General features: G+C 37.7%; 29 protein-coding genes. 10 read left to right on the top strand and 19 right to left on the bottom strand.

Annotation, left to right across the window (positions count from 1 at the left end; translation table 11 throughout):
* Positions 1-25: 25 nt before the first annotated feature.
* Together NP781_RS06930 and NP781_RS06925 are read right to left on the bottom strand one after the other, a co-directional pair.
* Positions 26-736, bottom strand: a complete 711-nt coding sequence (locus tag NP781_RS06930) for a cytochrome c biogenesis CcdA family protein (protein WP_016995208.1) — start codon at positions 734-736, stop codon at positions 26-28.
* Between the two features lie 5 nt (positions 737-741).
* Positions 742-870, bottom strand: coding sequence for a hypothetical protein (locus NP781_RS06925; protein WP_257521834.1), 129 nt, complete (start codon positions 868-870; stop codon positions 742-744).
* A 368-nt stretch (positions 871-1238) separates the two neighbouring features.
* Between NP781_RS06925 and NP781_RS06920 the strand changes: the two genes are divergently transcribed.
* The 4 genes from NP781_RS06920 (at position 1239) to NP781_RS06905 (ending at position 4983) form a co-directional block, all read left to right on the top strand.
* Positions 1239-1970: a FadR/GntR family transcriptional regulator gene (locus tag NP781_RS06920; RefSeq protein ID WP_306830962.1), complete on the top strand. Its 732-nt coding sequence runs from the start codon at positions 1239-1241 to the stop codon at positions 1968-1970.
* Positions 1971-2107: 137 nt separating this feature from the next.
* Entirely contained in the window at positions 2108-2824 is a 717-nt protein-coding gene (locus NP781_RS06915) for a (Fe-S)-binding protein (protein WP_257521833.1), read from the top strand.
* Positions 2825-2839: 15 nt separating this feature from the next.
* A complete protein-coding gene (locus NP781_RS06910; RefSeq protein WP_257521832.1) occupies positions 2840-4267 on the top strand; it encodes a LutB/LldF family L-lactate oxidation iron-sulfur protein in 1428 nt (475 codons plus the stop codon).
* Complete coding sequence (locus NP781_RS06905; RefSeq protein ID WP_221680790.1) at positions 4267-4983, top strand: LutC/YkgG family protein; 717 nt, start codon at positions 4267-4269, stop codon at positions 4981-4983. The genes NP781_RS06910 and NP781_RS06905 overlap by 1 nt, the downstream gene beginning before the upstream one ends.
* 36 nt (positions 4984-5019) lie before the next feature.
* On the opposite strand, the gene NP781_RS06900 is transcribed toward NP781_RS06905, so the two are convergent.
* Positions 5020-6315 carry an MFS transporter gene (locus NP781_RS06900; RefSeq protein WP_257521831.1) on the bottom strand — a complete coding sequence of 432 codons (1296 nt, stop codon included), beginning with the start codon at positions 6313-6315 and terminating at the stop codon, positions 5020-5022.
* A gap of 121 nt (positions 6316-6436) precedes the next feature.
* Between NP781_RS06900 and NP781_RS06895 the strand changes: the two genes are divergently transcribed.
* On the top strand, positions 6437-7690 hold the full coding sequence (locus tag NP781_RS06895; protein WP_221680788.1) for a helix-turn-helix domain-containing protein: 1254 nt from the start codon (positions 6437-6439) through the stop codon (positions 7688-7690).
* Between the two features lie 40 nt (positions 7691-7730).
* Here the strand turns inward: NP781_RS06895 and NP781_RS06890 are convergent, their stop codons facing one another.
* The 11 genes from NP781_RS06890 to NP781_RS06840 all read right to left on the bottom strand — a co-directional run bounded on the left by NP781_RS06890 (position 7731) and on the right by NP781_RS06840 (position 17451).
* Positions 7731-9635: an endonuclease MutS2 gene (locus NP781_RS06890; protein ID WP_221680787.1), complete on the bottom strand. Its 1905-nt coding sequence runs from the start codon at positions 9633-9635 to the stop codon at positions 7731-7733.
* 119 nt (positions 9636-9754) lie between these two features.
* Complete coding sequence (locus tag NP781_RS06885; RefSeq protein ID WP_257521830.1) at positions 9755-9937, bottom strand: hypothetical protein; 183 nt, start codon at positions 9935-9937, stop codon at positions 9755-9757.
* 475 nt (positions 9938-10412) lie between these two features.
* Complete coding sequence (gene rarD, locus NP781_RS06880) at positions 10413-11297, bottom strand: EamA family transporter RarD (RefSeq protein WP_373880541.1); 885 nt, start codon at positions 11295-11297, stop codon at positions 10413-10415.
* A 156-nt stretch (positions 11298-11453) separates the two neighbouring features.
* Entirely contained in the window at positions 11454-11990 is a 537-nt protein-coding gene (locus NP781_RS06875) for a hypothetical protein (RefSeq protein WP_257521828.1), read from the bottom strand.
* A gap of 219 nt (positions 11991-12209) precedes the next feature.
* The gene (locus tag NP781_RS06870) at positions 12210-13379 is read right to left on the bottom strand and encodes a toxic anion resistance protein (protein ID WP_221680784.1); all 1170 of its coding nucleotides are present in this window, start codon (positions 13377-13379) and stop codon (positions 12210-12212) included.
* A 67-nt stretch (positions 13380-13446) separates the two neighbouring features.
* A complete protein-coding gene (locus tag NP781_RS06865; protein WP_257521827.1) occupies positions 13447-13704 on the bottom strand; it encodes a hypothetical protein in 258 nt (85 codons plus the stop codon).
* 139 nt (positions 13705-13843) lie between these two features.
* A complete protein-coding gene (locus NP781_RS06860; RefSeq protein ID WP_257521826.1) occupies positions 13844-15088 on the bottom strand; it encodes an ABC transporter permease in 1245 nt (414 codons plus the stop codon).
* Positions 15072-15977, bottom strand: coding sequence for an ABC transporter ATP-binding protein (locus NP781_RS06855; RefSeq protein ID WP_257521825.1), 906 nt, complete (start codon positions 15975-15977; stop codon positions 15072-15074). Before NP781_RS06855 ends, NP781_RS06860 begins: the two co-directional genes overlap by 17 nt.
* 13 nt (positions 15978-15990) lie before the next feature.
* A complete protein-coding gene (locus NP781_RS06850; protein ID WP_257521824.1) occupies positions 15991-16521 on the bottom strand; it encodes a DUF2812 domain-containing protein in 531 nt (176 codons plus the stop codon).
* A gap of 77 nt (positions 16522-16598) precedes the next feature.
* Positions 16599-17135: a DUF2812 domain-containing protein gene (locus NP781_RS06845; RefSeq protein WP_257521823.1), complete on the bottom strand. Its 537-nt coding sequence runs from the start codon at positions 17133-17135 to the stop codon at positions 16599-16601.
* Between the two features lies 1 nt (position 17136).
* Entirely contained in the window at positions 17137-17451 is a 315-nt protein-coding gene (locus tag NP781_RS06840; protein WP_257521822.1) for a PadR family transcriptional regulator, read from the bottom strand.
* A 153-nt stretch (positions 17452-17604) separates the two neighbouring features.
* Here NP781_RS06840 and NP781_RS06835 point away from each other — a divergent pair, with 153 nt between their 5' ends.
* Both NP781_RS06835 and NP781_RS06830 read left to right on the top strand, forming a co-directional pair.
* Positions 17605-18192 (top strand): TetR/AcrR family transcriptional regulator, encoded by a 588-nt coding sequence (locus tag NP781_RS06835; protein ID WP_009374223.1) that lies wholly within the window; start codon positions 17605-17607, stop codon positions 18190-18192.
* A 57-nt stretch (positions 18193-18249) separates the two neighbouring features.
* Complete coding sequence (locus NP781_RS06830) at positions 18250-19446, top strand: YhgE/Pip domain-containing protein (RefSeq protein ID WP_257521821.1); 1197 nt, start codon at positions 18250-18252, stop codon at positions 19444-19446.
* Positions 19447-19563: 117 nt separating this feature from the next.
* Here NP781_RS06830 and NP781_RS06825 read toward each other — a convergent pair whose 3' ends face one another.
* Positions 19564-20139, bottom strand: a complete 576-nt coding sequence (locus NP781_RS06825) for a TetR/AcrR family transcriptional regulator (RefSeq protein WP_257521820.1) — start codon at positions 20137-20139, stop codon at positions 19564-19566.
* A 155-nt stretch (positions 20140-20294) separates the two neighbouring features.
* Between NP781_RS06825 and NP781_RS06820 the strand changes: the two genes are divergently transcribed.
* Entirely contained in the window at positions 20295-21053 is a 759-nt protein-coding gene (locus tag NP781_RS06820; RefSeq protein WP_048390161.1) for an SDR family oxidoreductase, read from the top strand.
* A gap of 48 nt (positions 21054-21101) precedes the next feature.
* On the opposite strand, the gene brnQ is transcribed toward NP781_RS06820, so the two are convergent.
* Both brnQ and NP781_RS06810 read right to left on the bottom strand, forming a co-directional pair.
* Positions 21102-22442 carry a branched-chain amino acid transport system II carrier protein gene (gene brnQ, locus NP781_RS06815; protein WP_257521819.1) on the bottom strand — a complete coding sequence of 447 codons (1341 nt, stop codon included), beginning with the start codon at positions 22440-22442 and terminating at the stop codon, positions 21102-21104.
* A 166-nt stretch (positions 22443-22608) separates the two neighbouring features.
* Positions 22609-23361: an alpha/beta hydrolase gene (locus NP781_RS06810; protein ID WP_221680773.1), complete on the bottom strand. Its 753-nt coding sequence runs from the start codon at positions 23359-23361 to the stop codon at positions 22609-22611.
* A gap of 285 nt (positions 23362-23646) precedes the next feature.
* On the opposite strand from NP781_RS06810, the gene NP781_RS06805 reads away from it, so the two are divergent.
* Together NP781_RS06805 and NP781_RS06800 are read left to right on the top strand one after the other, a co-directional pair.
* A complete protein-coding gene (locus tag NP781_RS06805) occupies positions 23647-24528 on the top strand; it encodes a LysR family transcriptional regulator (RefSeq protein ID WP_048390154.1) in 882 nt (293 codons plus the stop codon).
* 90 nt (positions 24529-24618) lie between these two features.
* Positions 24619-25185 (top strand): DUF5412 family protein, encoded by a 567-nt coding sequence (locus NP781_RS06800; protein WP_221680772.1) that lies wholly within the window; start codon positions 24619-24621, stop codon positions 25183-25185.
* A 142-nt stretch (positions 25186-25327) separates the two neighbouring features.
* On the opposite strand, the gene NP781_RS06795 is transcribed toward NP781_RS06800, so the two are convergent.
* Positions 25328-26116 carry a DUF1835 domain-containing protein gene (locus NP781_RS06795; protein WP_257521818.1) on the bottom strand — a complete coding sequence of 263 codons (789 nt, stop codon included), beginning with the start codon at positions 26114-26116 and terminating at the stop codon, positions 25328-25330.
* 12 nt (positions 26117-26128) lie between these two features.
* Positions 26129-26752 carry a LysE family translocator gene (locus NP781_RS06790; RefSeq protein ID WP_221680770.1) on the bottom strand — a complete coding sequence of 208 codons (624 nt, stop codon included), beginning with the start codon at positions 26750-26752 and terminating at the stop codon, positions 26129-26131.
* Positions 26753-26892 lie beyond the last annotated feature (140 nt).

Genomic DNA, 26892 nt, shown 5'->3' with positions numbered 1-26892 from the left:
CGGTATGCCTCTTTAGTTTAACAAATTAAAACCCTGTAAATCCACCGAAAATAGGCTGTAAAACGCGTGTAATATACGTTAAGCCATCAAAGAATAATAAAATCCCAACGGCAATCATGATGTACCCACCGATTTTTACAATTTTCTGGCTGTGTGTACGAATCCAAGTCATTCGTGAAATGAAGAAAGATAGCACGAAGAATGGAATGGCGAATCCTAAATAATACGCAAACATATAGCTAAAGCCCGCACCTGGGTTTGTACTTGCTAACATGATAATCGATGCAAGGATTGGTCCTGTACATGGTGTCCAACCTGCCGCAAAGGCAATACCAATTAAGACAGACCCAAAATAGCCAGATGGTCTATTTTTAAATTGGAACTTTCGATCCTTCATTAAGAAGTCTATCTGCAATAATCCCACAATCATTAAACCGAATACGACGATTAAAATAGCCCCAACCTGTCGTAATAATGTTTGATAATTCAGGAAGAATTCTGCTGCATATGAAGCACTTAGTCCAATAATGATAAAGATAATGGAAAAGCCTAGTAAAAAGAATAGTGTGTGGAAAATGGCACGTTTTTGTAGCATACCTTTTTCGGATTTTAGCTCATCTAATGTCATACCCGTTATGTACGATAAAAATGCTGGATATAGTGGAAGAGTACATGGTGAAATAAAACTTAAGAACCCTGCACCAAAAGCTAAAAATACGTTAATATCAGATCCCATATTTTTTATTCGCTCCTTACAGTTACTGCATCCATCGTACCAAAAAATAAAATAAAAAGCGCCCTTCTAGTTTGTGAACGTTTCATGGCAAAATGATGAGATTTTTGAGAAGTCCCATCAAGCTCCTTCTGCATTATGCGCTCCTGTTGATTTTCTGTCAACAAAATCCGCCAATCTTCCCCCTTTTCAAAAAGAGTATAGCTAATTTTTCTACCTTTTTCTTGACAGTGTCGATTGCTTGTCATTAATGTTGAAAGAAGCTTCTGTTTTTCATAGACACTATCACGCTCATGTTATAGTAAAAAACTATTTATTTTATACTCATCGTTTAAATCATCTGGATATAAAGTCATCAGATGACCTTATTATAGGTTTATTATTCTTTCCTCAAATTTCGACAGTCTTCTACTCTACACAAAGTGTTCATGTTAAACCATGAGTAAATGACTTATTTTCATGTATAATAATGATAGCAAATGAGCGAAAAAAAGAGGTGTAGCCCTTGGAATTAAGAAAGATTAGACCAAAAAAGATCTATGAAGAAGTATCCGAAATATTGCATGACAAAATACGAGCTGGTGTCCTAAAGCCAGGTGATCGACTTGACTCAGTTGAGCAGCTTGCCGAGCAATTACAAGTGAGTCGTTCCGCTGTACGGGAGGCATTATCTGCCTTAAAAGCAATGGGATTAATTGAAATCAAACAAGGCTCTGGAACGTTTGTCAAAAGTGTGCCAGCCCATCAGCTTGACTTTCCTTTATCCACAGCTATGTTAACGAATAGACAGGATATCGCTCATTTACTAGAAGTGCGCAAAATTATTGAGGTGGGAGCAGCAGGACGTGCAGCGCTCCAACGTACAGATCAGGATATTCTAGCAATGGTACAAATTTTAGAGGATATGAAGCAGGCACATGGTGATGGTGAGCTTGGGGAAAAAGTAGATTATCAATTTCACGCAGCTATTTCCAATGCCTCTCAAAATCCCCTACTCACTACAATTTTAGATCAAATTTCTGGTTTAATGATCGAAACGATCAAAGAGACACGGCGAATTTGGTTGTACTCACAAAAAACAACGAGCGAACAATTATATGATGAACATATGCAGATTTTCCTCGCGATTAAACAGCAAAATGAAGAGCTAGCCAAACATGCAATGGCATCCCATCTAAGCAACGTTGAAAAAGTGCTATTACAATATTTCGAAACAACAGAATCCAATTCATACTAAAAACTACCTAGTACACGCTAGGTAGTTTTTCTTTTCTGAAAATTCATAAAAAACGTTTTCACTTTTTCAAATTTGTTGTAAGATTAAATTATCGATAAGTCATCTGATGACCAGTTGTCTAAAAAGGAGCGATGAATATGAAAGTCACACTATTCGCCACTTGCTTAGTGGATATGTTTCAAGGGGATGTGGGAAAAGCAGTTGTGGAAGTATTAGAAAGACTAGGCTGTGATATCGACTTTCCAGAGGATCAAATTTGCTGTGGGCAGCCTGCTTACAATAGCGGCTATGTCGAAGAATCAAAAAATGCGATGAAAAAAATGATCACAGCCTTTGAGCATGCTGAATATGTAGTCTCTCCCTCTGGTTCCTGCGCTTATATGTTGAAGGAATATCAAGAAGTTTTTAAAGGAGACCCCATATGGGAGCCAAAAGCGCAAGCATTAGCAGCTAAAACCTATGAATTCACAGAGTTTATTGTCAACGTATTAATGATAGAAGATGTAGGAGCGTATCTAGAAGGTAAAGCTACTTATCATACGTCATGCCATATGACAAGATTTCTTGGTGTGAAAGAGGCACCCTTCCAATTATTAAAGAACGTCAAGGGCTTGCACTATGTGGATCTCCCTGGTAAGGATCGATGCTGTGGATTTGGCGGTACATTTTCAGTGAAAATGGGCAATATTTCTGGAGAAATGGTCAATGAAAAAGTACTGAACGTGGAAGAAACAGGCGCTGACATTTTAATAGGAGCTGACGCAGGCTGCTTATTGAATATCGGTGGTCGCATTCAACGTCAGGGTAAGCCAATTAAAGTGATGCATATTGCAGAAGTGTTAAATTGCCGATAAAAGGGGGAAATAAACATGGCCATGAAAACAAGTGATGATCGGTTTCAACAACGTGTCATGAAAGAGCTAGATAATCAGTTTATGCGTCGTGCGGTTTCGAGTGCCCAAGAACGTTTTCAAACACGCCGCCTTCAACAAGCAGAGGAATTAGGACATTGGGAAGAATGGCGTTCTCATGGTGAGGAAATTCGCAAGCATGTTTTAGCAAATCTTGATTATTACCTTTATCAATTAAGTGAAAATGTTGCCCAACGAGGTGGGCATGTGTTCTTTGCGCAAACTGCAAAGGAAGCAACCGACTATATTCAAAGCATTGCTATAAAGAAAAATGCTGCAAAAATTGTGAAATCCAAATCAATGGTGACAGAAGAAATTAACTTAAATACAGCTTTAGAAGCGCTTGGTTGTGAAGTGATTGAGACAGACCTAGGTGAATATATTTTGCAGGTGGCAGATCACGAGCCCCCTTCGCATATTGTGGCGCCAGCCTTGCATAAAAATAAGGAGCAAATTCGAGATGTTTTTAAGGAAAAACAAGGCTACAGTCAAACAGAAAAGCCAGAGGAACTTGCCCTTTATGTACGTGAAAAATTAAGACAGGAATATTTAACAGCCGATATTGGTATTACAGGCTGTAATTTTGCTATTGCTGAAAGTGGATCCATTACACTCGTTACGAATGAGGGCAATGCTGATTTAGTAACAGCGCTGCCAAAAACACAAATCACAGTTATGGGAATGGAAAGAATAGTTCCTACCTTTGAAGAAATGGAGGTCCTTGTTAGTTTATTAACAAGAAGTGCTGTCGGTCAAAAGCTAACGAGCTATATTACTACGTTAACAGGCGTAAAAGACGAAGAGGATACGGATGGACCCGATGAATTTCATTTAGTTATTGTCGATAATGGACGCTCGGCTATTTTAGGTAGTGAATTCCAGCCTATTTTACAATGCATTCGCTGTGCTGCCTGTGTCAATGCTTGCCCTGTCTATCGTCATGTTGGTGGGCATACGTATGGCTCTATCTACTCTGGACCTGTAGGTGTTGTACTCTCTCCACTTTTAGGAGGCTACGATGATTTTAAAGAACTGCCCTATGCTTCTACATTGTGCGGTGCTTGTACAGATGCATGCCCTGTTAAAATACCATTACATCAGCTCATTCATCGCCATCGACAGGTCATTGTTGAAAATGAGGGCAAGGCACCTATCTCTGAAAAGCTTTTAATGAAGGCATTTGGTCTAGGGGCTGCCTCCCCTACCCTTTATAAAATGGCGACAAGAATGGCTGCACCTGCCATGTCTCCATTTACCAAAAACAAGACTATTTCTAAAGGACCAGGCCCACTAAAAGCATGGACCGAGGCAAGGGATTTCCCTGCACCAAGTAAAGACAGCTTTAGAGACTGGATGAAGCATCGTACAAAAGGAGGCGGGCAATAATGACTGGTATGATTCAGCATCGAGAAACCTTTTTAGCAAATATTGCGCAGCAGCTCGGGCGTTCGCCTAAGACAGAACTTCCGAGACCAACTTGGCAGTATCAGCCACAGGATCGTGTGCTCAAAGATGCGACAAAGGATGAATTGGTAGAAATATTAATCAAGCAGTGCACCAACATCCATACCAATATTGTCATTTCTAGCACTGCCACACTTCCAGAGGATTTACAGGATGTTGTTGACAATTATGGAGGTCAGTCCGTTATTACATGGAAGGATAAACGGTTCCAAGACTACGGATTATCCGCACTTATGAACGAGCAATGGCCACGAGCCAATATTCAGCTTTATGAATGGGATTCACAGCAACCTGAGGAAAATATCCGTCAAGCTGAAAAAGCAAATATCGGGATAACCATTAGTGAAATGACGTTAGCAGAATCGGGAACTGCCGTGCTTTTTAGTAGCAAAGATAGAGGGAGAAGCATTAGCTTTTTACCTGAAAAGTCGATCATTATCATTCCTAAAAGTACAATTGTGCCTCGTATGACACAGGCAGCTCGTTGGATTAGTGAAAAAATCCGTCAGGGTGAAAAAATTGCTTCCTGTATCAACTTTGTTACGGGACCAAGTAACTCAGCCGATATCGAAATGATTCTTATCGTTGGTGTCCATGGCCCTATTCAAGCAACCTATATTGTCATTGAGGATCAGTAAAAGAACAGGCATGCATTTCACCGCATGCCTGTTCTTTTAAGTTGTGGTGTTCGCGACCCCTTCTGGGAGAGCTGCTTTTTCATAATACTCTGGATGTGCCTCTTTTAAAATAGATGAGCGCAGCATCACAAGTGAAATGATAATAATAATGACACTCGTTACTGGTAAAATAATAGTTGCTGGTAATGTATCATATAACATGCCATAGACTACCATACCAATCGGCATCATAGACATCGCCATCGTTTCCATTAGCCCAAAAACACGCCCACGATACTCTTCCGCAATGATTTTTTGCATATACACACCGATGGGCATATTTATTCCCATTTCAAAAATTGCGAAAATAAAGTAAATGATGAGATAGAAGATCACGATAGCTATATAAGAAAAATCAGTGACTAATGGGATGACTGCTAAGCCGACACTTCCCGCCAATAGTAATAAGCTGATTTTCGAAAAGCGTAAAGGTACCTTTACTTCAGGTCTTGTTGCGAAATAAAGGGATGCTAAGAGCATACCTAAAGCACCAGATGCTTCAATAAAGCCAAAGTGTGTGGATTCTATTTTTAGCAATTCAATAATGATGTACGTTCCTCCAACAGCGATGGCAGAAAAGAATAGATTGATCCATAATGCTACCCACATAATGGTCTTAATGACGTTTCGTTGCTTGATATAATGAAAACCACTTTTCAGCCCTTCCCACATCTTTTCTTTTTTCGTATCTTCCCCTCTTGTACTATAAAGGTTAAAGTCCATTGTTGCCTCTAAACAAAAGGCAATCGCATAGGCCACCATATTCACCATTAAAAACACATCCATATTAAAAAACCCATACATCATACCACCAATGACTGGTCCTCCAATTGCAGCTACGGACATTGACATTTGGTTAAATGACATCGCACGTTGTAATCGCTCTGGATTGACAAGTGTGGCAATAGCAGATGAAAACGTTACACCAGAAAAGGCCGAGCAAATAGTATTAAAAACAGTAGCTATGTATATAGCATAAACAGACATTTCTACTGTTTCTGTATAAAGCAGTAATCCCCCTACTGTCAAAATGGTTCCTGCCTGTGCTATTAATATTGTGCGTTTTTTTGAAAAATTATCTGCGACATAGCCTGCTAAGGGTGCCACAAGTGCGCGTGGTAATACTGAACAAATCATATTGGTAGCGAAACTCATTGCCGACCCAGTCATCGCTAAAATATACAAGCTAATACCGAATGCCATGACATTTGCTCCCAACATGGCAATCATTTTACTCGCCGTGAACGTCCATAAGTGATAGGTCGCCTTTTTCAATTTTTCCGCTTCATTCATCTAAACCCCTCCATTATTTAACTAAATTAAAAAGTTTAATTAGGTTAAACAAAATATACCATAACTCCCTCTTTTCACGCAAGCAAAAGTTTAATATAATTAAACAAAAGGAGGCGAGGCAGTGGACTCTTTAGGCACACGAATTCGCAAATTAAGGAAAGATCAAAAATTAACATTAGAGGCACTTGCCGGTGATCGTCTAACTAAAGGAATGTTAAGCCAAATAGAAAATGATAAGGCCAAGCCTTCCATGGAAAGCCTTGACTATATTGCTGAACGTTTAGGTGTAAAAGCTAGTGCATTACTGGAAGAAGTAACCCCATCCTCCATTCGCCAGCTATTAGAGCAGGTTGAAAGTTTATTTGCAGAAGTAAAACGTGGTGATGCTGATCATCATCAAGAAATTGTCGATTTAATTAAGCCGTCTGTGGAGAGCCTGCCTCAAAGCTATGAAGCTGGCCGTTTATTGTATATTTACGCAGATGCCCAGTATGAAGCAGGATTAACAACATGGGAAGCCCCGCTTCAGCAAGCCCGCACTATTTTTAAGGAGATTAATTTACTCAGTCATTGGTTCAAAACCTTTATCCTAGAGATGGCTATTTTAGCAGCAAAACGTCAATATACATTAGCTTACGATCGTATCCTACAGGCAAAGGAAATTATCGAACAAGAGGACTATCAGCTCGATTCTCGTGATGCCTTATTAATGACTTATTATACAAGTATTTTCCAACTTGCAATTGGTGAGCATGAGGAAGGGAAAAAACTAATTCAAGAGACGATTGCCAATGCTCATAAAAACCAACTGTTCTATCAGATTGATAATATGTACAGAATTGGTGCCTATTGTGCCATGATTGATCGTGATTTTGAACAAACCAATCATATGTTTATGAAACTGGAGCAATATCAGGCATTTGCTGAACGTGTTGAGGTTGATGCTTTTATCTTTGTATTGAAGGCACATTATTATAATAATTACAGCTATAATTATGAGCAGGCTCTGATCGAAATAGAACGTTTTTATCAGCTTAGACACGATGAGTATTTAGACAAGCTAGATCCAAATTTTTATTATGCTGAAAAAGGAAAATCCTTATATTTACTTGGACAATATGAGGAGGCGAAGGCTGCATTCGAACAATATAAACACAGACCGATCTATATTAGTCATCCATATGATATTTTAAGCTTGAATGAATGCTTTTCCTATAAAGCCCTTTGCTATGCCCATTTTGGTGAGCTAACAACAGCCTATGAAATTGCAAAAATGGCCTATACAGATTCACTGGATTTAGTGGATTTGCCCTATAAACGAAAAATTGAGGAAGTCTATCGAACAATTAAGGCACAGATTGATTCCATAACTTAATTAGTAAAGGGATTGCACGAGGCTGTGCAATCCCTTGTTTTTATTGCTGACGATCACTCTTTATTTGTTTATGGATCTTGCGTAACGCTTTTTTCGAACCACGTTCGATATCATGCTGAAGCTTCCGATCCTGATAGTCTACAAATAATGTCTCTAAATCATATCCTTCAGGGTATAATTCTGTTGCAGGTAATTCAAGGGCAAGCCGCTTTACATTCACCTCTAGTATTTGCCCCTGATAGAATACGCTGACATTATTGTACGGATTCATTTCTTCATATACCAATCCCACATCATCATAGTCCAATAATTTCACACGATCCCCTTTGGCAAATGTATACGCTGCTGCCAAGCTTTTTTTCTCTTCTTTAGGCTTTCGAATTTTACTATCCTGAACGAGCGTCAGCTGATATTCTTTATTATTTATATAATCCTTTGCTCTTTGTAAAACAGTTTCGCGGACATTCATTTTTTTAGAAATCCATAAGGCATTGCTTTCTCCAGAGGTGCCGATGAGTAATTGGTACAAAGGCTCTAATGTTTCAGCATGGAAGCGCATTGCCGCATTCATAAAATCAGGATGCATTTCAGAAAATCGTTTAATTTCACCATAATGTGTAGTTGCCACAGTTATACAGCCCATTTGATAAAATTCTTCTAATATCGCAATGGCTAGTGCAGCTCCTTCATTTGGTTCTGTTCCACTGCCAATTTCATCAAACAGTAAGAGTGTATGATTATTAGCAGCTCTCATAATATCTGAAAGATTTTTCATATGAGAAGAAAACGTACTAAGTGCATTCTCTATACTTTGATTATCGCCAATATCAACAAATATATGATCAAATACAGCCATTTCCGTTCCTTCGTCCGCTACAATATGGAAGCCCGACATCGTAGCTAATGTTAAAAGGCCAATGGTTTTCAACACAACTGTTTTCCCACCAGCGTTTGGACCTGTAATAATTAAGCTACGGTAGTCTTTTGCAATGGAAAATTGAAGGGGTACCGCATTTCCTGGTAGTAATGGATGCTTACCATTGATCAGCTGAATATAACCGTAATCATTTATACGCGGCTCCCTACCACCAATTTGTCTACTGAACTTCGCTTTGGCAAAAACCATATCGTACTGACTGATTAACTCCATGTTAATGGTGATTGCATGAAGATGTTCCATCAGTAGCCCTGATAAAGACGCTAAAATCTGATATTCCTCTACGGCTTCCTCAGCCTTTAAGGTAGCTAATTCTACATTTAATTTAGCGATAACACTTGGCTCCATAAAAACGGTTGCCCCTTTTGAGGAAATTTCAACGACCGTTCCCTGTACATGATTTTTATAGGTCGCCTTAATCGGAATCGTATAGCGATCATCCTTTTGACTAATAAAAAATTCCTGAATATACGGTTTATTGGCACTGTTATTTAAAAATTTCGTTAAACGTTCTTTAATTTTTTCCTCTGTCGTTTCCATATGATGTCGGATGCGTTTTAATTCACGACTAGCAGCCGAATCTACACGATTGGCTTTGATCGCAAAATTAATCTCCTCCTCCACGCTTTTAAATTCAGCCATAGAATGAGCGTAAGAGGAAAGAACAGGCGCAAAAAATGTCTTATCTAACATAAATTTTTTGATGTTGCGGCAGCCCCGTAAAAAATCGGAGATACTCACTAGCTCACTGGGATCTAGAAGCATCCCCTTCTCAAGCTTCGTCATGATATGCTCAATATTTGATACCCCTAAAAACGGAACATGCCCCTCTGCATCCAATATTGCACGAGCTTCTGTTGTTTCATTCAACCTATTTTTTACCACTGCTAAGTTTGAGCTGGGCATTAATTTATCTAAAAGCTGTTTTCCTAACCCGCTGACACAGTAGGATTTAACGATGTCCTTTAATTCATGATATTGTAATTTTTCAAGTGTAGTATTATTCATTTCTTTTTGCTCCTCATTGTTATGTTTTATCATACATGAAGATACCTACCCAATAAATAGATAGCAATGATGGTTTAAACAACATAAAAAAGCTGCGAGGAATCCCCACAGCTCTATCTTTAAAAGGCGCGTTTTCCTGGCATCACAAATAAAACTTCAGCTAATTGAAGTTTCATCCTATATGCCACGCTTAATAAAGTATTGTAGGTATCTACATAGGTTGTTGAAATAGGTCCATGACAAAATAAGGGGTGTTCATAACATGTATCCCCTGCTGTCGTCATCGCCACTATTTCATTCAATTTTTACCTAGTTAGAACCTACTGCACTCACAAAAAGCACCTCTCATTAATTGATCATTGTTATCTAATTATTGACATTTTACTATATGCTAACAGGAAAGTAAAGGTACCTACCTTCAAAAGGTTTCTCCTATTTTTGTCAAATCTATCAAAAAAGACTTTATTGTTAGCCTCATCCTACTCAGAGCACTTATAATGGCTACCATTATTAATTGGCTATTCTTTAGAAGGCAAAAGAATGAACTGAAAAATTCAGCAGCCATCGTAATCGTTCTCCCATTCGCTCTAGCGATTTTAATAGTTATATTTTTTACCATATTAGTGGATGAATTTTATCGATCTTTAAGATACGATTAAACAAAATAGCAGGCAATTCAGTAGCCCAATCCGATAAGGAATAAAAAAGTTTTGTGCATTACAAAGCGAAGTGGTAAAAGTTACATAAAAAAGACCTGTAGAAAAATCTACAAGTCTTTTACGAAACTGATTTATGATGGGCTTTTCTTGTTTCTATAATTTTCGAACCAGAGAATAAAAGTAAAGCTGCCCAAATAATGCTGAATGCAAGGAGCTCAACTTGACTAAATGGCTCTTTGTATAGCACGATGCCTAAAATCAAGACAATAGTTGGCGATACATATTGGATAAACCCTAGTAAATATAAAGGAATATTTTGTGCTCCCTTCGCAAATAAAATAAGCGGGACGGCTGTTACTAAACCACTAAAGATCATCAAAATATCTGTTTTAACATCGACATGTAAAAACGAGGCTTGATGTGTAGCGAAAAGATAGACATAATAGCCTAATGCAAAGGGTAAAATCAATAACGTTTCAATGGCTAGCCCTCTTGTAGCATCCAGTGTAATTTTCTTTTTTAGCACACCATAAATAGCGAAAGATAGCGCAATCAATAAAGCTACCCAAGGTACTGAGCCGTAATTGATTGTTAAAATAATCACCGCAATAAATGCAATCCCTGTCGCTACCCATTGTGCACGACTCAGCGATTCTTTAAAGAAAATCACCCCAAAAATTACAGACAAAAGCGGATTAATGTAATAGCCTAAGCTCGTTTCAATGAGATGATTATGCGTCACTGCCCAAATATATAAATACCAGTTCATTGAAATGACAAAGGACGCACCTGCAAGCTGCCAGAAATGCTTTTGATGTGACCATAAATATTTTAAATCTACTATGAGATCCTGACGCATTCTAAATACGATCACTGCCAGCACCGTAAAGACAAAGGACCAAATGACACGGGATAATAAAATCTCCATACTTGGTACATGCTCAAGTAATTTCCAATATAGAGGGAATGCTCCCCAAAAGGCATAGGCAAAAAAGGCAGCCAAAACCTTTTTTCTCATTTGACATGATATTAACGCTCCTACTCTTACTGAAATCGGTTAACGATTTCCTATAATCTTAAACTAGTTAAAGAATAGACTCATTATAGGACTTTGAGTAGCTGCTGTAAATGCCAAATTTCTAGTTCCTTTTAAAAGCTGTTAACCTTTCTGTTCCGACTCTAGCTCAGAAATATACTTGCGTACAGTACTATAGCTAATCTCTGGATTGATTTGGCGCTTGATGCGAATATGGATTTCTTTAATTCCAACCCCTTGCTCACGCATATCTCGAATCATCGACTTCAAGGGCCCTGTCAATGACTCTCTTGACATCGCTGTATATTTACTTAGTTCAATGAGAAGATCTGTATTTTGTTGACGGAGCACCTTCATCTCCTCCACCACACAATTATATTCAGTGACCTTTTTCTGCAAAACCGTGTTTTGCTGCTTTAACTTTTGTAGATCCTCTGTTAGCTGTGCATTTTGTTTTTTTAGCATTTTTCGTTCTCGTTCTATACCATTTTGCTTGTTATCTAAATCTTTATACATAGCATTATATAACTCTTCCATATGCAAAAGTTCTAGATAGCGATTTTGCGGTACAATCATTAAGCTATCTGTCGTGTATAGAGCTAGCGTTCCATCTTTAAAAGGCTCATACGACAATGTAGAGGGATTCATTTTATTTGCCATTTATTTTTCACTCCTCCACGAATAATTACATGTAATCGAATATCTTTGTGCATCTTTCCGCTTCCTTTTTCACTTGATAATCATTCTCATTTAATATTATCATAATCACTATTTTGCTTTTTGTCAAAGATCATTTCCCTTGTGTGGAAGGAGCCTCTATCTGCCTACCCTTTCCATAAAAAAAGCCTCTTGCAACAATAGCTGCAAGAAGCTTTAGCCTTACATTTTTTTCAGTTTCTCATATTCCAATTGCAAACGCTCAATACGTTTACGACCTTCTTCACGGTTTCTTGCTGTTTCTGCTTGAATTTGCTTCGTTTCTTGAATACCAGCCATAATTGTTTGCCATGTTGTTTCAATGGTTTCAATTTTAATACTTGGGCTACCAGCTTGACGAGCGATATTCACACTGTTCTTACTAATATTTTCAGCATTACGGACAAGCATTTCATTCGTACGGCGATCTAGTTCCACCATAGAATCAGAAATCAACTTTTGACGCTTCAATGTCACTGCGTGAATTAACCCCTGCTTAAAGATCGGAATCGTTGTGACAAAGGCAGAATTAATCTTGGCAATTAGATGATTGTTCCCTTGCTGCATTAAGCGAATTTGTGGAGCTGATTGGAATGATACTTGTTGCGCCATTTCTAAATCGTAGCGACGTTGCTCTAATAATTCTACAGCGCGAAGCATTGTTTCATATTCCATAGCGGCCAATTGATCACCACTTTGAGCCTTTTGTTCAAGTGCTGGTAAAGACGCACGAACCTCTTCTGTTTTCACTTCAATAGCTGCAACAAATTTACTTAATGATTGGAAGTAGTTTAGGTTTTGGTCATACAAATTTTCCAGGTCAATGGTATTACGCTTCATTTCCCCTTCATATTTTTGGATTTCACGGTAAATGACATCCACTTCTTTATTCATGCTGTCATATTTAGATAAGAACCTTTCCAATTGCTCTTTTCCTTTGTTAAAGAGCTTGGAGATGAAACCGCCCTTTTTCTCTTCCGCAAAGTCCTGTGGATCGAATTTATCCATAATTTTATTCAGGTTATTTAATAACACACTCGATTCTTCCAGCTTACTAGCTTTCATAGTTGCGAGCATTTTATCGGAAAAGGTTGAAATACCACTTGCTGTTTCTTTACCAAGCTCTAGCATGGCAATTTGATCTTTGACATCAATTTTTTGTGCAAGTGTATGAACCTCTGGATCTTGCTTTAACATTAGCTGATTTTGAGCGATTTGTGATAGCTCTTGCTCTGATACAAGTACTGGCTTTTGCTCAGTTGCCTGCTGTAAAAGTGGTTTTGGCTGTAATAAAGGATTTTCTGAAGCGAATGGGTCCTTGGATTTTAAAAGATCATTGTTGAATTCAGACATATGTTTTACCCCCTGCAATTTATCTCTACTAATTACTTACGATTACCATGTAAAAAAGTTTCATTTTCTATAGGATGAAAAAATACGAATCTGCTATACAATAGCCATTCTGGTGTAGCTTATATTGCAAACTATATTGGTTAGGGTGAGCACTATTAATAAAAATTTCCACTTCAGTGCAATAGTGAAGAATTTCTTCTATTTCTTTACTATTAGGGTACAGCTGTTGAAGCTTTTGAAAGAGCTGCACTTTTTCTTCGCTTGTTGCTAAACGCTGATTTGATGCTCGGTTCAGGACTGCTTCCACCTCTGATTTAGCTAACATCATCTCATCCCCTTTTATAAATTATAGCTTCTTTCTATCCAAAATTCGACTGATTCCGCAAATTCCTTTACATTGTTTGCTAGCAATGGCACCATGACACCAAAAAAGCAGCTACATTATCCATGTAGCTGCCAATATATTATGTTGTTACCTTTAATACCGTTTTAATTTTTTGAATGACGCCGCCAGAGCTATATGTCAATACACTACGTTTATAGAACGATAAACTAAATAGGTATACGACAACAATCGTTACGATTAAAATTCCTAATGAAAGTAATGGTACAATGCCACCGATATCTGTAGCGCCAATACGCATTGGCATAATCATGCCAGAAGTTAGTGGGATATAAGAAAATATTTTAATAATAATTGTATCTGGATTCCCCATGCCTGTCAGCATAACATAGAAGCCAATGATCGTAATAATCATCGCAGGCATTAATACTTGACCCGCCTCTTCTACTTTCGATACTAAAGAGCCAAATAATGCACCGATGATAAGATAAAGGATAACTGTTAACAGTAGGAATACGATAGCATAGATGACATAGCCAATGGACAATTCCTTGATAATGCTAGCAGCTGCATCCCAAACCATCCCACCTTTGATAAACTTCGCATAGATAAGGAACACGATCGCAATAATGCCCATCTGTGTTAAAGCAAGCAATAAAACTCCAGCAATTTTTGCTTTAAAATGTGTCCCAGGTTTGACACTAACTAAAAGCATTTCCATTGCGCGTGAGCCTTTTTCAGAAGCTATTTCAGTCGTAATCATCGATAAGAATGTAGAAATGAAGAAATAGATTAAAATCCCTACCGCATAGGAAACTACTAGCCCTGATTGCTTTTCTTCTTCACTTTTTCCACCGGCTGATTCCTCATTTAAGTTTTTCGTTGAAATTGTTGTTTGAGCTGCCATAATTTGTGCCGCTTGCTCAGATGAAAGTGATAATTGTTGTACGGCAAAGTGCTGTCCTGCATATTGTAATAAGGATGATAATGTAGATTGATCGTTTAATTTCAGTGGTGTGAACGTAGCAATTTCCGCATGTAATTGACTATTTTGATCGTTAATCGTCACAATCGCATCCAGCTTGCCGTCCTTTACTCTTTTTTCAAGGGTCGATACATCTTGCTCATCCTGAATAAAGTTCATATCTCCATTCGAGACAAATATACCACTTAGATCAGCAGAGGTTTCATTAATAATCGCGATTTGCTGTGCTTCATCATCACCTGTGAATAGTTCCTTAATTTCTGACCAGAAGACAGCCACTGACATGACAAGGACATATAAACAAGTCATTAAGATAAAGGATTTTGATTTAATTTTAGCTTTATATAATTGCTTCATTAATAAACTAAACTTCGACAACATGGCCACCTACCTTATCTTTAAAGATTTCATCTAATGATAAATAATCTAAGCTGAATTTTTCAATATACTTCCCATTGGATAGCTGCTCAAAGATACCTTGAGCAAAGCTTTCGTCTACTAATGTAAGCACTGTTTGCTCCTTCTCTACACGCACATCCTTGACACCCTCAAGTGCCAATAATTGTGTTGTTGACCAATCCGTACGAACTGCAAGCTTTGTTTTACCATATTGTTTCTTTAAATCTAGTAAGCTTCCAGAAAATAAAGAAACACCTCGTTTTAATAAACACAAATGATCACAAAGCTCCTCGACATTATCCATTTGGTGACTGGAGAACAAAATCGTCGTGCCTTGCTCTTTCAATAGTAAAATAGCATCCTTTAGTAAATCTTTGTTGACGGGATCTAGCCCACTGAACGGCTCATCTAAAATTAAAAACGCAGGTTTATGGATAAAACTTGCAATTAGCTGTACCTTTTGCTGATTCCCTTTTGACAATGTTTCTGCCTTATCTTTACGTTTTTCTTCCAATTCAAAACGTTGAATCCAAAAATCTATTTCCTTTTTCAGCTCTGCTCGCTTCATACCTCGTAGCTCACCAAAAAAGTAAAGCTGCTCCTCTACCTTCATTGTTGGGAAGATACCACGCTCCTCTGGTAAATAACCAAGGACATCTCGGTTAATGGCATTAACTGGCTTACCATCCCAAGTAATTGTCCCCGCCGTCGTCTCCTGTAAATCTAAAATCATTCGGAATGTCGTCGTTTTCCCTGCACCATTTTGACCAATTAGACCGAAAATTTCACCCTTTTCAATGGTAAAATTCAAATCATCCACAGCTGTAAAATCCTTATACTTCTTTGTAACATGCTGTAACTGTAACGTCATGTTGTCATCCTCCTTATCCTTCAAATATATGTAAGTCTTGTTTCAAGCCCTTTTTACGATTTCCATTTTTTACTATAGGAATGAATAGCAGTAAGGCTACAATCAAATTTATGCACCCCACGCTTGTGTTCATAGGTCCTGCAGCGAATTCCTGTAAACCTAGCGATAGATTGTAAATACCAATGATTAAATTTAACAGTAACACAAATATAAATATGCGATTCATGGATTTAATATAGTTTATTTTCGAGGAAGCATCTGAAAATATCTCAAAAGGCCCCTCCGATTTTGGTTTTCGATAATAGGCCCACCCACCAAACTTAGACACACACTCGATATTCATTTCATCTAAAAATTCAAAATAATCCTTCGACTTTCTATTAACAAATTCATTTCGATAAATATATTGACCTGGTGTCCCTTTTTCAAAAACAAAGTAGCCTACCACTGTCTTTTTAAGATTCCACCCCCGATCTGCCATGTCATTGACCCATCGTTCTTCCTTTTCGTAATCAATAAAAAAACGATACATTCTTTTTTTCATTTTGCATCACCCCTACTATAAAATCATGCTTCCTTTTTCATTATTTTCTGATTTCCCGGAAAATAATAGACGCTTCGTTAATCTGAAAATACATTTAATTCTCTCTTTAATCGATTGCGCATACGCATAAGCTTATAGAATGGGAGGGCAAATAATGCTACAACCACAAAATTCAGCGTATTTAACGTGAAACCAACCCAGTCTGTTGTTTGCTCCGAAAAATCGCCAATTAAACCGATCAGTCCAATGAACAAATTAAGTAGAATAAGAGAAAGTAAGAGCATCATCTTTTTTGACAGGTTACCAATTTTCGTTTTTTTATCTGTATACAGCTCAAATGGACCTTCCCGTGCTGCTTTTCTAAAAAATACAAAATTACCAGAACGGTCTACTTGCTCAATACCAGAGGTTTTAAGAAATTCGAGATATTCCTCTTCATAGTGCGTATCGAATCCCTCTAATTCATCATGGCGATAAACATAGTTATTTGGTTCTCCACGCTCAAACGTAAAGCGAATCCATGTAAATTTTTTCAAGTACCAGCCCTGACTAGCCATGTCATTGACCCACTTCTCTATTGCATAGGGATTAATCATCAATCGATATTTATGCATATTATTCAACTCCTCTCGTTATACGGATACCATTGTCAAAAAGTTCCCTTAATCTTAAAATTTCATATTCCACCATTGTTTTTCCAGTTTCGGTAATAACATATTCTTTCTTTCTGCCATCCCCACCGAGTGCCTCTATCCATCCTCGTTCCAACAATGTTTTAATCGCACCATATATGGTTCCTGCCCCTAAGCGCACTCTTCCATTGCTCATTTCTTCCACCAATTGCATAATGCCATAGCCATGCCTCGCCTCATATAATGCTAATAAAATATAATAAACGCCCTCTGTTAATGGCGGATGCTCCTGTGTCATACAAATCCTCCTTTATATCGTCCATCAATATATCGTCAGTCGATATACTAAAAATATATCAGCAGTCGATATAATTGTCAACGCTCATTCATAGTGTTGCAGTTCCTCGTACACTATGCTAGGATGTAAGTAATTACTTGCATGGAAGGAAGTATGTTTTTGACAACGAAAGGAACTGCACAACGAATTATCGAAGCTGCTCTACAATTGATTAGTGAAAAAGGCTATACAGCTGCAACTACCAAAACCATTGCAGAATTAGCAGGTGTCAATGAGGTCACTCTTTTCCGTCACTTTGGCAACAAACGTGGTTTATTAAAAGCCATTATTGAGCAATTTTCTTATTATCCGCTTCTACAGCAGGAGATCAATCAAAATGTAACGTGGGAATTAGAAAAGGATTTATTAAATTTCTCATTGAAGCATTTTCATTTTTTAATGTCGATAAAAGATTTTGTCATGATCGGCTTTAAGGAATCTATTCAATTTCCTGAAATTAGTGAGGAAATCGCCAATATCCCTCTCCTCATCAAAAAGGAGCTCATTCACTATTTTCAAGAGATGCATCGTCAGGGGAAAATAAGAGAAGTTGATTTTGAAGCAGCAGCATTATCGCTTATCGCTTTGAATTTTGGTCATTTTATGTCACGTGCTCAACTTGGAACAATCGTGTCTGACTTACCAACGGAAGAACTTTTACAAACTAGTGTTGCTATTTTTTCTAGGGGACTCGTTTCCTAGAAAAATTTTTCCAATCAATGCAAGTAAGTACTTACTTAATTTTAGGAGGAATAAAAAATGACAGGTTTACAAGCATTTTTACGAGTTCGCGAAACCTATATTGGCATTGTTGCAACCATTGCCTTTCAATTAATCTTCTTTACAATCTGGATGACTGCCTATGATGGTGTCAATGAAAGAGCTGAACAGTTAAGCATTGGCATTGTTGTGGAAGATTCTGTAATGGGGCAACAGGTAGCACATAACATCAAAGGCTCCATCCCCTTTGCAATGGAGGACTATTCTTCGATGAAGAAAGCTGAGAGCGCATTAAATGAACGAAAAATTAATATGATTATGCAGATTCCAGCCGATTTTACAAATCAAATCCAAGCAGGGAAAGAGGCTGAAATTATTTATGCGATTAATCAAGCCAATGCAAGTGTAGCGAAAAATATGATGGAGGGTGTTGCAAAGCAATTAACAGAAGAAATCAATCAAGCCCTTTATCCAATGCAGCAAAATCAAGCGGTTGCAGTCTTTGCTCAACAATTTGCTCAGCTTCCATTCGAGCAAGACACTGCCCAACAAATTACCACTTCTGTCAAAACGACTGTAATGAATGTCAAAGACCATCCCGTCGATGGTACAATTGTAAAAACCAATGATGTAAAGGGATTTGCTGCAAACTTCGTCCCATTTATGGTCATCATTTCCTCCTTTGTGGGAGCGATGGTCATGATTATGCAACACCAAGAAGCAGCACAGCTCGTTCAAGCAAGCCTATCAAAATGGCAATTGTTTCTCGCACGACAGCTACTCAATGTGGGCGTAGCCTTTACATTGCCATTCATAACAATTGGTTTGATGCACCTTTTTAATATCGATAGTCAAGAAAGCCTGTTGTCGATTTATCTCTTCCAATCTGTAATGTATCTTGCTTTCCTTAGCTTGGCCCAAGTATTTGTGATTGCCTTTGGGAATATGGGGATGATATTTAATATTTGTGCTCTCTCACTCCAATTAGTAACATCAGGTGTACTTGTTCCAAAAACCATGCTATCTGAAGGATACAAGCAGGTCGCTGCTATGCTACCTGCCACTTATGGAGCAGATGGCTACTACACGATCATCTTTGGTGGTAGTTCTGATAATCTCCTGCAAAACAGTAGCTCATTGGCCATCATCATCTTCGTGACACTAGCCATTGCTACGTTGATCGTCACATTTAAGCCAACAAATGATTTAATAGAAAAGAAAAGGTCTACAAGTTGATGTAGACCTTCTCTTTGAGGGGTTATCCGCTACTTCTTCTCTTCTATCCTTCAAATTCTGGCGTTCTATCCGCTACTTCTCTCTATCCTTCAATTCTAACGTTCTATCCACTGCTTCTTACTTTCTCACATTCTTTAAAATAGCTGCTAGCTGTTGATTTAACATGGTCACGCTATCGCTGAAATCGCCGCGATACCATTGAATGATGAGACCGATGATGGCGTTTGCTTGATAGGCGCTATAATAGTCGATCGATATATGATCCTCCATTTGATGTATGTGCTGTGTGGTAATATCTCGTTTTAGCAGAGAATAAATGCCATCAAAAAGCATGTAATAATAGGTCAGCGGGACATTTTTAGAAAAGACGATACGGTAAAACATTTTAAAGCGTTCGATATGATGAAAAATACGGATGGTATTGGGATCTAATTGATTTGTGTTCAATGTCGTGACCGCACGATAGGGTTCTTCATAGGATTGATATAAATCCGCCATTATCTCCTGAAAGTATTCTTCAAAGAGCCCCTCTTTTTGCTCGTAGTGTAAATAGAACGTTCCTCTATTGACCTTTGCTTCTCTACAAATTTCAGCAATGGAGATTTGCTCTAATGGCTTTTGGCTAAGCAAGGTCAATAAAGCATCGTGGAGAGCTTGCTTGGTTTTAATAATCCGTAAATCCGTTGTACGCAATTTTTTCAGCTCCTTAATAAACAGTTTGTCCAAATGTGTTGATTACTCAACACATCCCGTTTTTTTGCATATTGAAATCGCTTTCATTTTTATTATATGATTTTAATGAACAGATGTTCAATAAGTAAAGAAATTACTATGAGGAGGTCTTTGAGATGAGATTAGAAGGTAAAGTAGCCATTGTGACAGGTGCAGCTTCAGGTATGGGGAAAGCCATTGCAGAAGGATATGCAAAAGAAGGCGCTAAGGTTGCCGTTTCAGACTTAAATTTAGAGGGTGCCCAAGCGGTTGTGGAAGGTATTCAAGCGGCTGGAGGAACAGCATTTGCCATTCAAACCAATGTCGCATCTACAGAAGACTTACAACGCTTATTTGATGAAACAAAAACGAACTATGGTCAATTAGATATATTAGTCAACAATGCAGGTATTATGGATGGTATGGAGCCAGTTGGAGAAATTTCTGATGAACGATGGGAAAAAGTATTTGCAGTGAACACAACAGCTGTTATGCGCTCTATGCGTATGGCTACCGAAATTTTCCTTGCACAAGGTCACGGTGTCTTTGTCAATAATATTTCTGCAGGTGGCTTATATGGTGCACGGGCTGGGGCTGCTTATACAGCTTCAAAACATGCAGTAGTTGGTTTAACAAAAAATACAGCTTTTATGTATGCTGATAAAAATATTCGCTGTAATGGTATTGCGCCAGGAGCAGTGATGACCAATATCGCCTCTTCTATGACAAATATGAGCCAAACAGGAGCTGCACGACAAGCACTAGGACTATCCATCAATCCGCGGGCTGGTCAGCCAGAAGAAATCGCTCAATTAGCGATCTTCCTAGGCTCGGATGAGGCTAGCTTTGTGAATGGACAAGTTATTGCAGTTGATGGTGGCTGGACAGCTTACTAATTCATAAAGAAACACGCACAGAGACATTTTCTGTGCGTGTTTCTTTCATTATATAACTTTTCGAGACGGAATCATGCTTCCAATTACTGCCCCTATTAACGCTGGCAGTATCCATCCTAAGCCAATATCATAAAAAGGTAGCATCGCAGAATAGTATTTCTCTACTCCATCCAATACACCTAACTTCGCATCTGGCACACTTTCTACCAGGGCTTTATAGCCATCAATCAGGCTAATGAAAAATGTAAAAATCATCGCAATGGCATACACTGTTTGCTTATTCTTAAAGAAGGATGAGCTTAGAGCAAGCAAGATTAAGACGATTGCTAATGGATATAAGAACATTAAAACTGGAATAGCATATTTGATAATATTGTTTAAACCAAAATTCGCAATCGTAAAGGATACAGCACACAACAGGAACACAAACCATTTGTAACTGATTTTTGGAAATACCTCATGGAAAAACTCACTACAAGATGTAATTAAGCCGATACTTGTTTTTAAGCAAGCGAGCACAATGATGACCGCCAATAAAATAGCTCCAAATGAGCCGAAATAATGATCGGCCACTGCCGCAAAGATTAAACCACCATTATCAAAAGTCCCGACAGCATTAATACTAGAAGCGCCCATATAGGTTATGAGACCATAAATCAGCGTCATTAAAGCCATTGCAAAAATACCTGATGTCCATGTAGCCTTGGCAATTTCCTTACGATCTGTAATCCCCGCACTTTTAATTGCATTAATGACAACAATCCCGAAGGCTAGTGAGGCAAGGGCGTCCATCGTATTATAGCCCTCTTTAAAGCCTGTCATAAAGGCAGCATCCATATATTCACCGATTGGCTGCTGGAAATGGCCCATTGGCTTTGTAATGCTTGTAATAATTAAAATAAATAAAACAACTAAAAATGCAGGTGTTAAATATTTACCGATATAATCCATTATTTTTGCTGGGTTTAAAGAAAAATAGTAGACAATGGCAAAAAATATAAAGCTAAATACAGCTAGTAGCAGTGTTGCATGTTGTGCTTGAATATATGGCTCAAACCCTACTACAAAAGGTACAGTTGCTGTACGTGGGATGGCAAAGAATGGGCCGATTGTTAAGTACAGTGCTAATGAAAAAATAATACCAAATATAGGATGAACACGATTGGCTAGATCACGTAAACCATTACTACCTGATAAGCCAATTGCCAAAATTCCGAGGAATGGTAAGCCGATAGCAGTCACTAAAAATCCGATTAATCCAAACCAAAAATTAGTCCCAGCAAATTGACCCATTTGAATAGGAAAAATTAGGTTCCCTGCTCCAAAATACAGTCCAAATAACATGGTTCCAATGACTGCGTAAGTTGAAAAAGGTATTTTTTGTTGCATAATTGATGTGCTCCTTAGAAGTTTTAGACTATAGCAAATTATTTTAATCGAATGATTTTTCACTACAATTTCATCATGTTATCAAGCATTTATTATAATTACAATAGTTTTTTCGTTTATCCAGTGAGATTCAACAAAAAAAGAGCTGTCTGCTGACAGCCCCTTCTTAGTTTGCAACTGACCATTCAATATGATCTAAAAATTTATAAACATCTTCATACACTTTATCGCGTTCTTTATCCAATGTAATAATGTGGCCAGAGTTTTCATACCAAATGATTTCTTTGTCGTCTGTTTCCACAGTATTTAAAATAAAAGGTGCGCTTTCTTGATATAGGTCATCATCTAGTGAGCCTTGTAACACAAGAGTTGGTGCTTTGATCGTTGATAATTCTTCACGCGTTTCTGTTGTTAAACGTGTTACGCCGTCCAATGAATCCTTCGGTGAAATACGTAATTCATGTAATTCTGAAATAATTTGATCTTTTGATTTATTTTCAAAGTGTTTATATAAACGAGCATAGTGGTACAAACGTGTAAATAAGCCTTTTGAATTATCACGTGTAATCGGTGCACACATAGCTACACATGCTTTCACTGGGAATGTCTCTGCCACTTTTAATGAAAAGACGCCTCCAAGTGAAATCCCAACAACAGCGATTTCTTCATAGCCTTTCTCTTGTAGGAAGTTATAACCTTCTACTACATCGTTCCACCAATCTTCTGGTTTTGTTTCTAATAATGCTTCTGGTTCTACACCATGCCCACTATAAATTGGTGCATGCACAGTATAACCTCGTTGAGATAAAAATTCTCCTAGCTTTTTTACATCTTTTGTGCTACCTGTGAATCCATGCAGTAATAGTACGGCTTTTTTGCCTCCCTCGATTGTTAGAGGTTGTGGCTTTGTTAACTTCATTTTATGATATCCCCTTCACGGAAATTAATAATTGTGTATTTTATGTGTCTATCTTACCACCCTTTATTCATAATGTACAATTTATAGTTTTTATCAAATCAATGTGTATTATGCATGAATGATGTCAACTTAATGGCTGTACTATCACACTTTCTGCTACTTAACTTTTCCATTCTGCTAAATAATTGCAACGTCCTTTTAAAAATTTTTTGCTACCTATACTTCCCGTCTGTTTCCCGTTATAATGCAGATAACTCAAAATTCACAAGAAAAGTGGTGAAAAAAATGGAGTGGCAACAATTAGAATATTTTGTAACCGTTGCAAAGTTAGAGCATATGACACGGGCTGCCGAAGCATTAGCGATTTCACAGCCAGCACTTAGTCGTTCAATTTCAAAGCTGGAGGAAGAATTAGGTGTACCGCTTTTCGACAGACAAGGGCGCTCGATTATGCTAAACCGATATGGAGAGCTATTTTTATATCGTGTCCAGCGCATGCGTAAGGAATATGAAAAGGCTGTTTTAGAATTACAGGAACTTAATAATCCAGAACTCGGAGATGTATCACTCGGTTTTTTACATACACTTGGAACGAGTATTGTACCCGACTTGATTCGTGCCTTCCGTCAAAAACATCCCCATATACGTTTTCATTTCACACAAAACTACTCCCATTCACAGTTAAAACAATTACTGGCAGGTGAGTTAGACCTGTGCCTACTAGCTGCGATCGATACAGAGCCGCCAGTTTGTTGGAAGGAATTATGGCGAGATGAGCTCTTTATAATGGTCCCAATTGACCATCCATTAGCCCATCGTAAAAGCATCAAAATGAAAGAATTGGAGCATGAAAGTTTTGTCTTAATGAAAAAGGGCTATGCATTACGTCGCTCAGCTGATCGCTTATTAAATGCTGCGGGCATTAAGCCTAAAATTTCTTATGAAGGTGATGAAGTATCGACAATCGCTGGATTTGTTGGTGCGGGGCTTGGCGTTTCCTTACTACCCGATGATGAGGATTTAAACCCAAAAAAAATCGTTAAAATCCATGTTGAGGATATGGTATGTGAACGAATTATCGGCATGGCTTGGATAGAAAATCGTTATTTATCGCCATCTGCACGTCAGTTTAAACAATTTGTTTTCGATTTTTATGACAATAAATAAAAAGAGCGAGTAACAACATCATCTAGATGTCCTTGTTACTCGCTTTATTTTCTAAAAGGCACTGTTTCACCATACTAGGGAGGTAATAATTTGAATTTATTACTTAATACATTAGGTTTCTTTGTATTTTTATTTACCTTGATCGTATTATTCATTTTTGTAATCAAATTAATAAATTTCTTTTTTAAACAGAAAAACTTCCCTAAAAAAACATTAACAGCACTATTGACAGGTTTAGTCCTGTTTTTGGGAATATTTATATATATTCAATATTTTTTTACGTTTAGTACTTTAGATAAAGAAAATACGCAAAAGGTGGCCGAATCTGTGTTATCTCCTACAGGAGAATATACAGCGCACGCTTATTATGAACCATATGGTGGTGCAGGTCCAAGTGGTGGTGTTCATGTATGGATAGAAATTTTAAATAATAAAGCTCACACAAACAAAATCGTCTATTATGCAGAGGCTAAAAGTCAATTCTCGATGAAATGGCTAGACGAGGAAAAATTATCCATCGTTAATAAAGAGCCTAATTATACCAATTCAAATAGAAGTCTAGTATTAAATATTGATAAAGAAATTTATCATGAAAATGGCTTGGCATGTCAAAGTTTGTTGATGAAAGATGAATATGAAAAGTGTTATCAAAATTAAAAAGGTTAAGTTACTGTGCTGAATCATTATGTTGAAACGACTGACTTTGAGCACTACTCATACAAGCAGCTTCAAGCATTTGGAACAATAAAAAATCAGGCTTTGCTCGCCTGATTTTTTACTGTTCATTCACTTAAATGAATTAAAGTAATTTAACCTGATAGGAAAAAATATCCGTTGTATCGCCTTTCATGGAAAATACGCCCTGTTCGACGAGGGTCAGTAAGCGATACTCTACAAAATCATTTCCTACATAATGGACAAATGTTTCAAATATCTGTGCCAAAATATGCGTAGGCATTAGCCACTCTTCATTTTGCTGTAAATGCAATTTTTTTGCACTGGCGATAATGTATGCATCCATTGCATCTTCCTCTACATGCAATAGTTCACTTTTCCATAACCGTAATGTACTTGGCTGTTCTTTGATGTTCTCCCATTCCTTAGCGAGTTGCTGACATTCTTGCACAGAGAATCGTTTCGCACTAGGGCGAAGCTTCATGAGCATTTCCGAGGAAAGCTCGCCTGTATGGCGAATGTCTAGATTGGGCTGGATACTCTTTAGATTCTCCGTTGCATCAATACCATACACCATACTGCATTTATGAATTAACTCACTCATCACATAGCGCAGTCCTATTTGTTCATGTGTGTTGTGACTATACCAAATCCACACATCCACATCACAAGGTAAATTAGCGATCTTTTTCCTCCAGTTTTCATACATCTCATCATACAATTGCTGGTCATCATCATCTAAAATATGCGTGGTTAACCAAGTTTTACGTTCTTCAAAGTTTTGAAGAGGTCCAATCGAGAGATCATCATGGACACTTAGAACTGATTCATTTCGCTGCAAACGATGTTGACGGATTGCAAGTTTCATAGAACCCTGCGTTGCTAAGCTAAAGGTAATATGTAAAATAGCCATGTCCATTCCTCCCTACTGTTTGCTGATGGCAATTTGTATCCCGATAAATGTGAAGAGAATACCTTGAACCATATTTAGTCGTTTAGCAATCGCAGGTTTACCAATAATGACTTGTCTAACTTTCCCTGCAAATATACTAAACAATGAAAATAATACAAGTGCTTGTATTAAAAATACAATACCCAAAATAAGCATTTGAAACGCCACATGTCCTTGCGATGGATTAACAAACTGTGGTAACAGCGCTAGGAAAAATAACGATACTTTAGGATTTAAAATATTCATTAATATTCCCTTTTTATATAATTTAATATAAGCTTGCGTATTTTGCTGTTGCAACGTAAAAGGGTCTCCTTTAGCACGAAATGATTGCCAAGCTAGATATAATAAATACGCTGCTCCTGCAAATTTGACGATGGAAAAAATAATGGTCGATTGATAAATTATCGCAGAAATACCCAGTACTGCTGCACTAATATGAACAAGTAGTCCTGTACACAATCCAAGTGATGTGGCAATACCCGCTTTTTTATCTTGTGTAATACTTTGGGCAAGCACAAATAAATTATCGGGCCCTGGCATAATGGTTAAAATAATCGCAGCCCCTAAAAACGCAAATAACGTTGAAATGTCCAAAACTTTCCCTTCCTTCAACTTCTTTTAAAAAACTATTTACATTATACTACATGACGTTGTTCTCACTAGATGTAAGTTTATGACTTTATCCAAAACTTTTTTTCAATTTGGGTTTCACAATTTATGCTCGCTCAAGCGAT

The organism is Lysinibacillus sp. FN11 (assembly GCF_024628845.1).
Classification (GTDB): Bacteria; Bacillota; Bacilli; order Bacillales_A; family Planococcaceae; genus Lysinibacillus; species Lysinibacillus capsici.
Note: the sequence above shows the minus strand (reverse complement) of the source record. Positions and strands in the feature narration are given on the sequence as shown.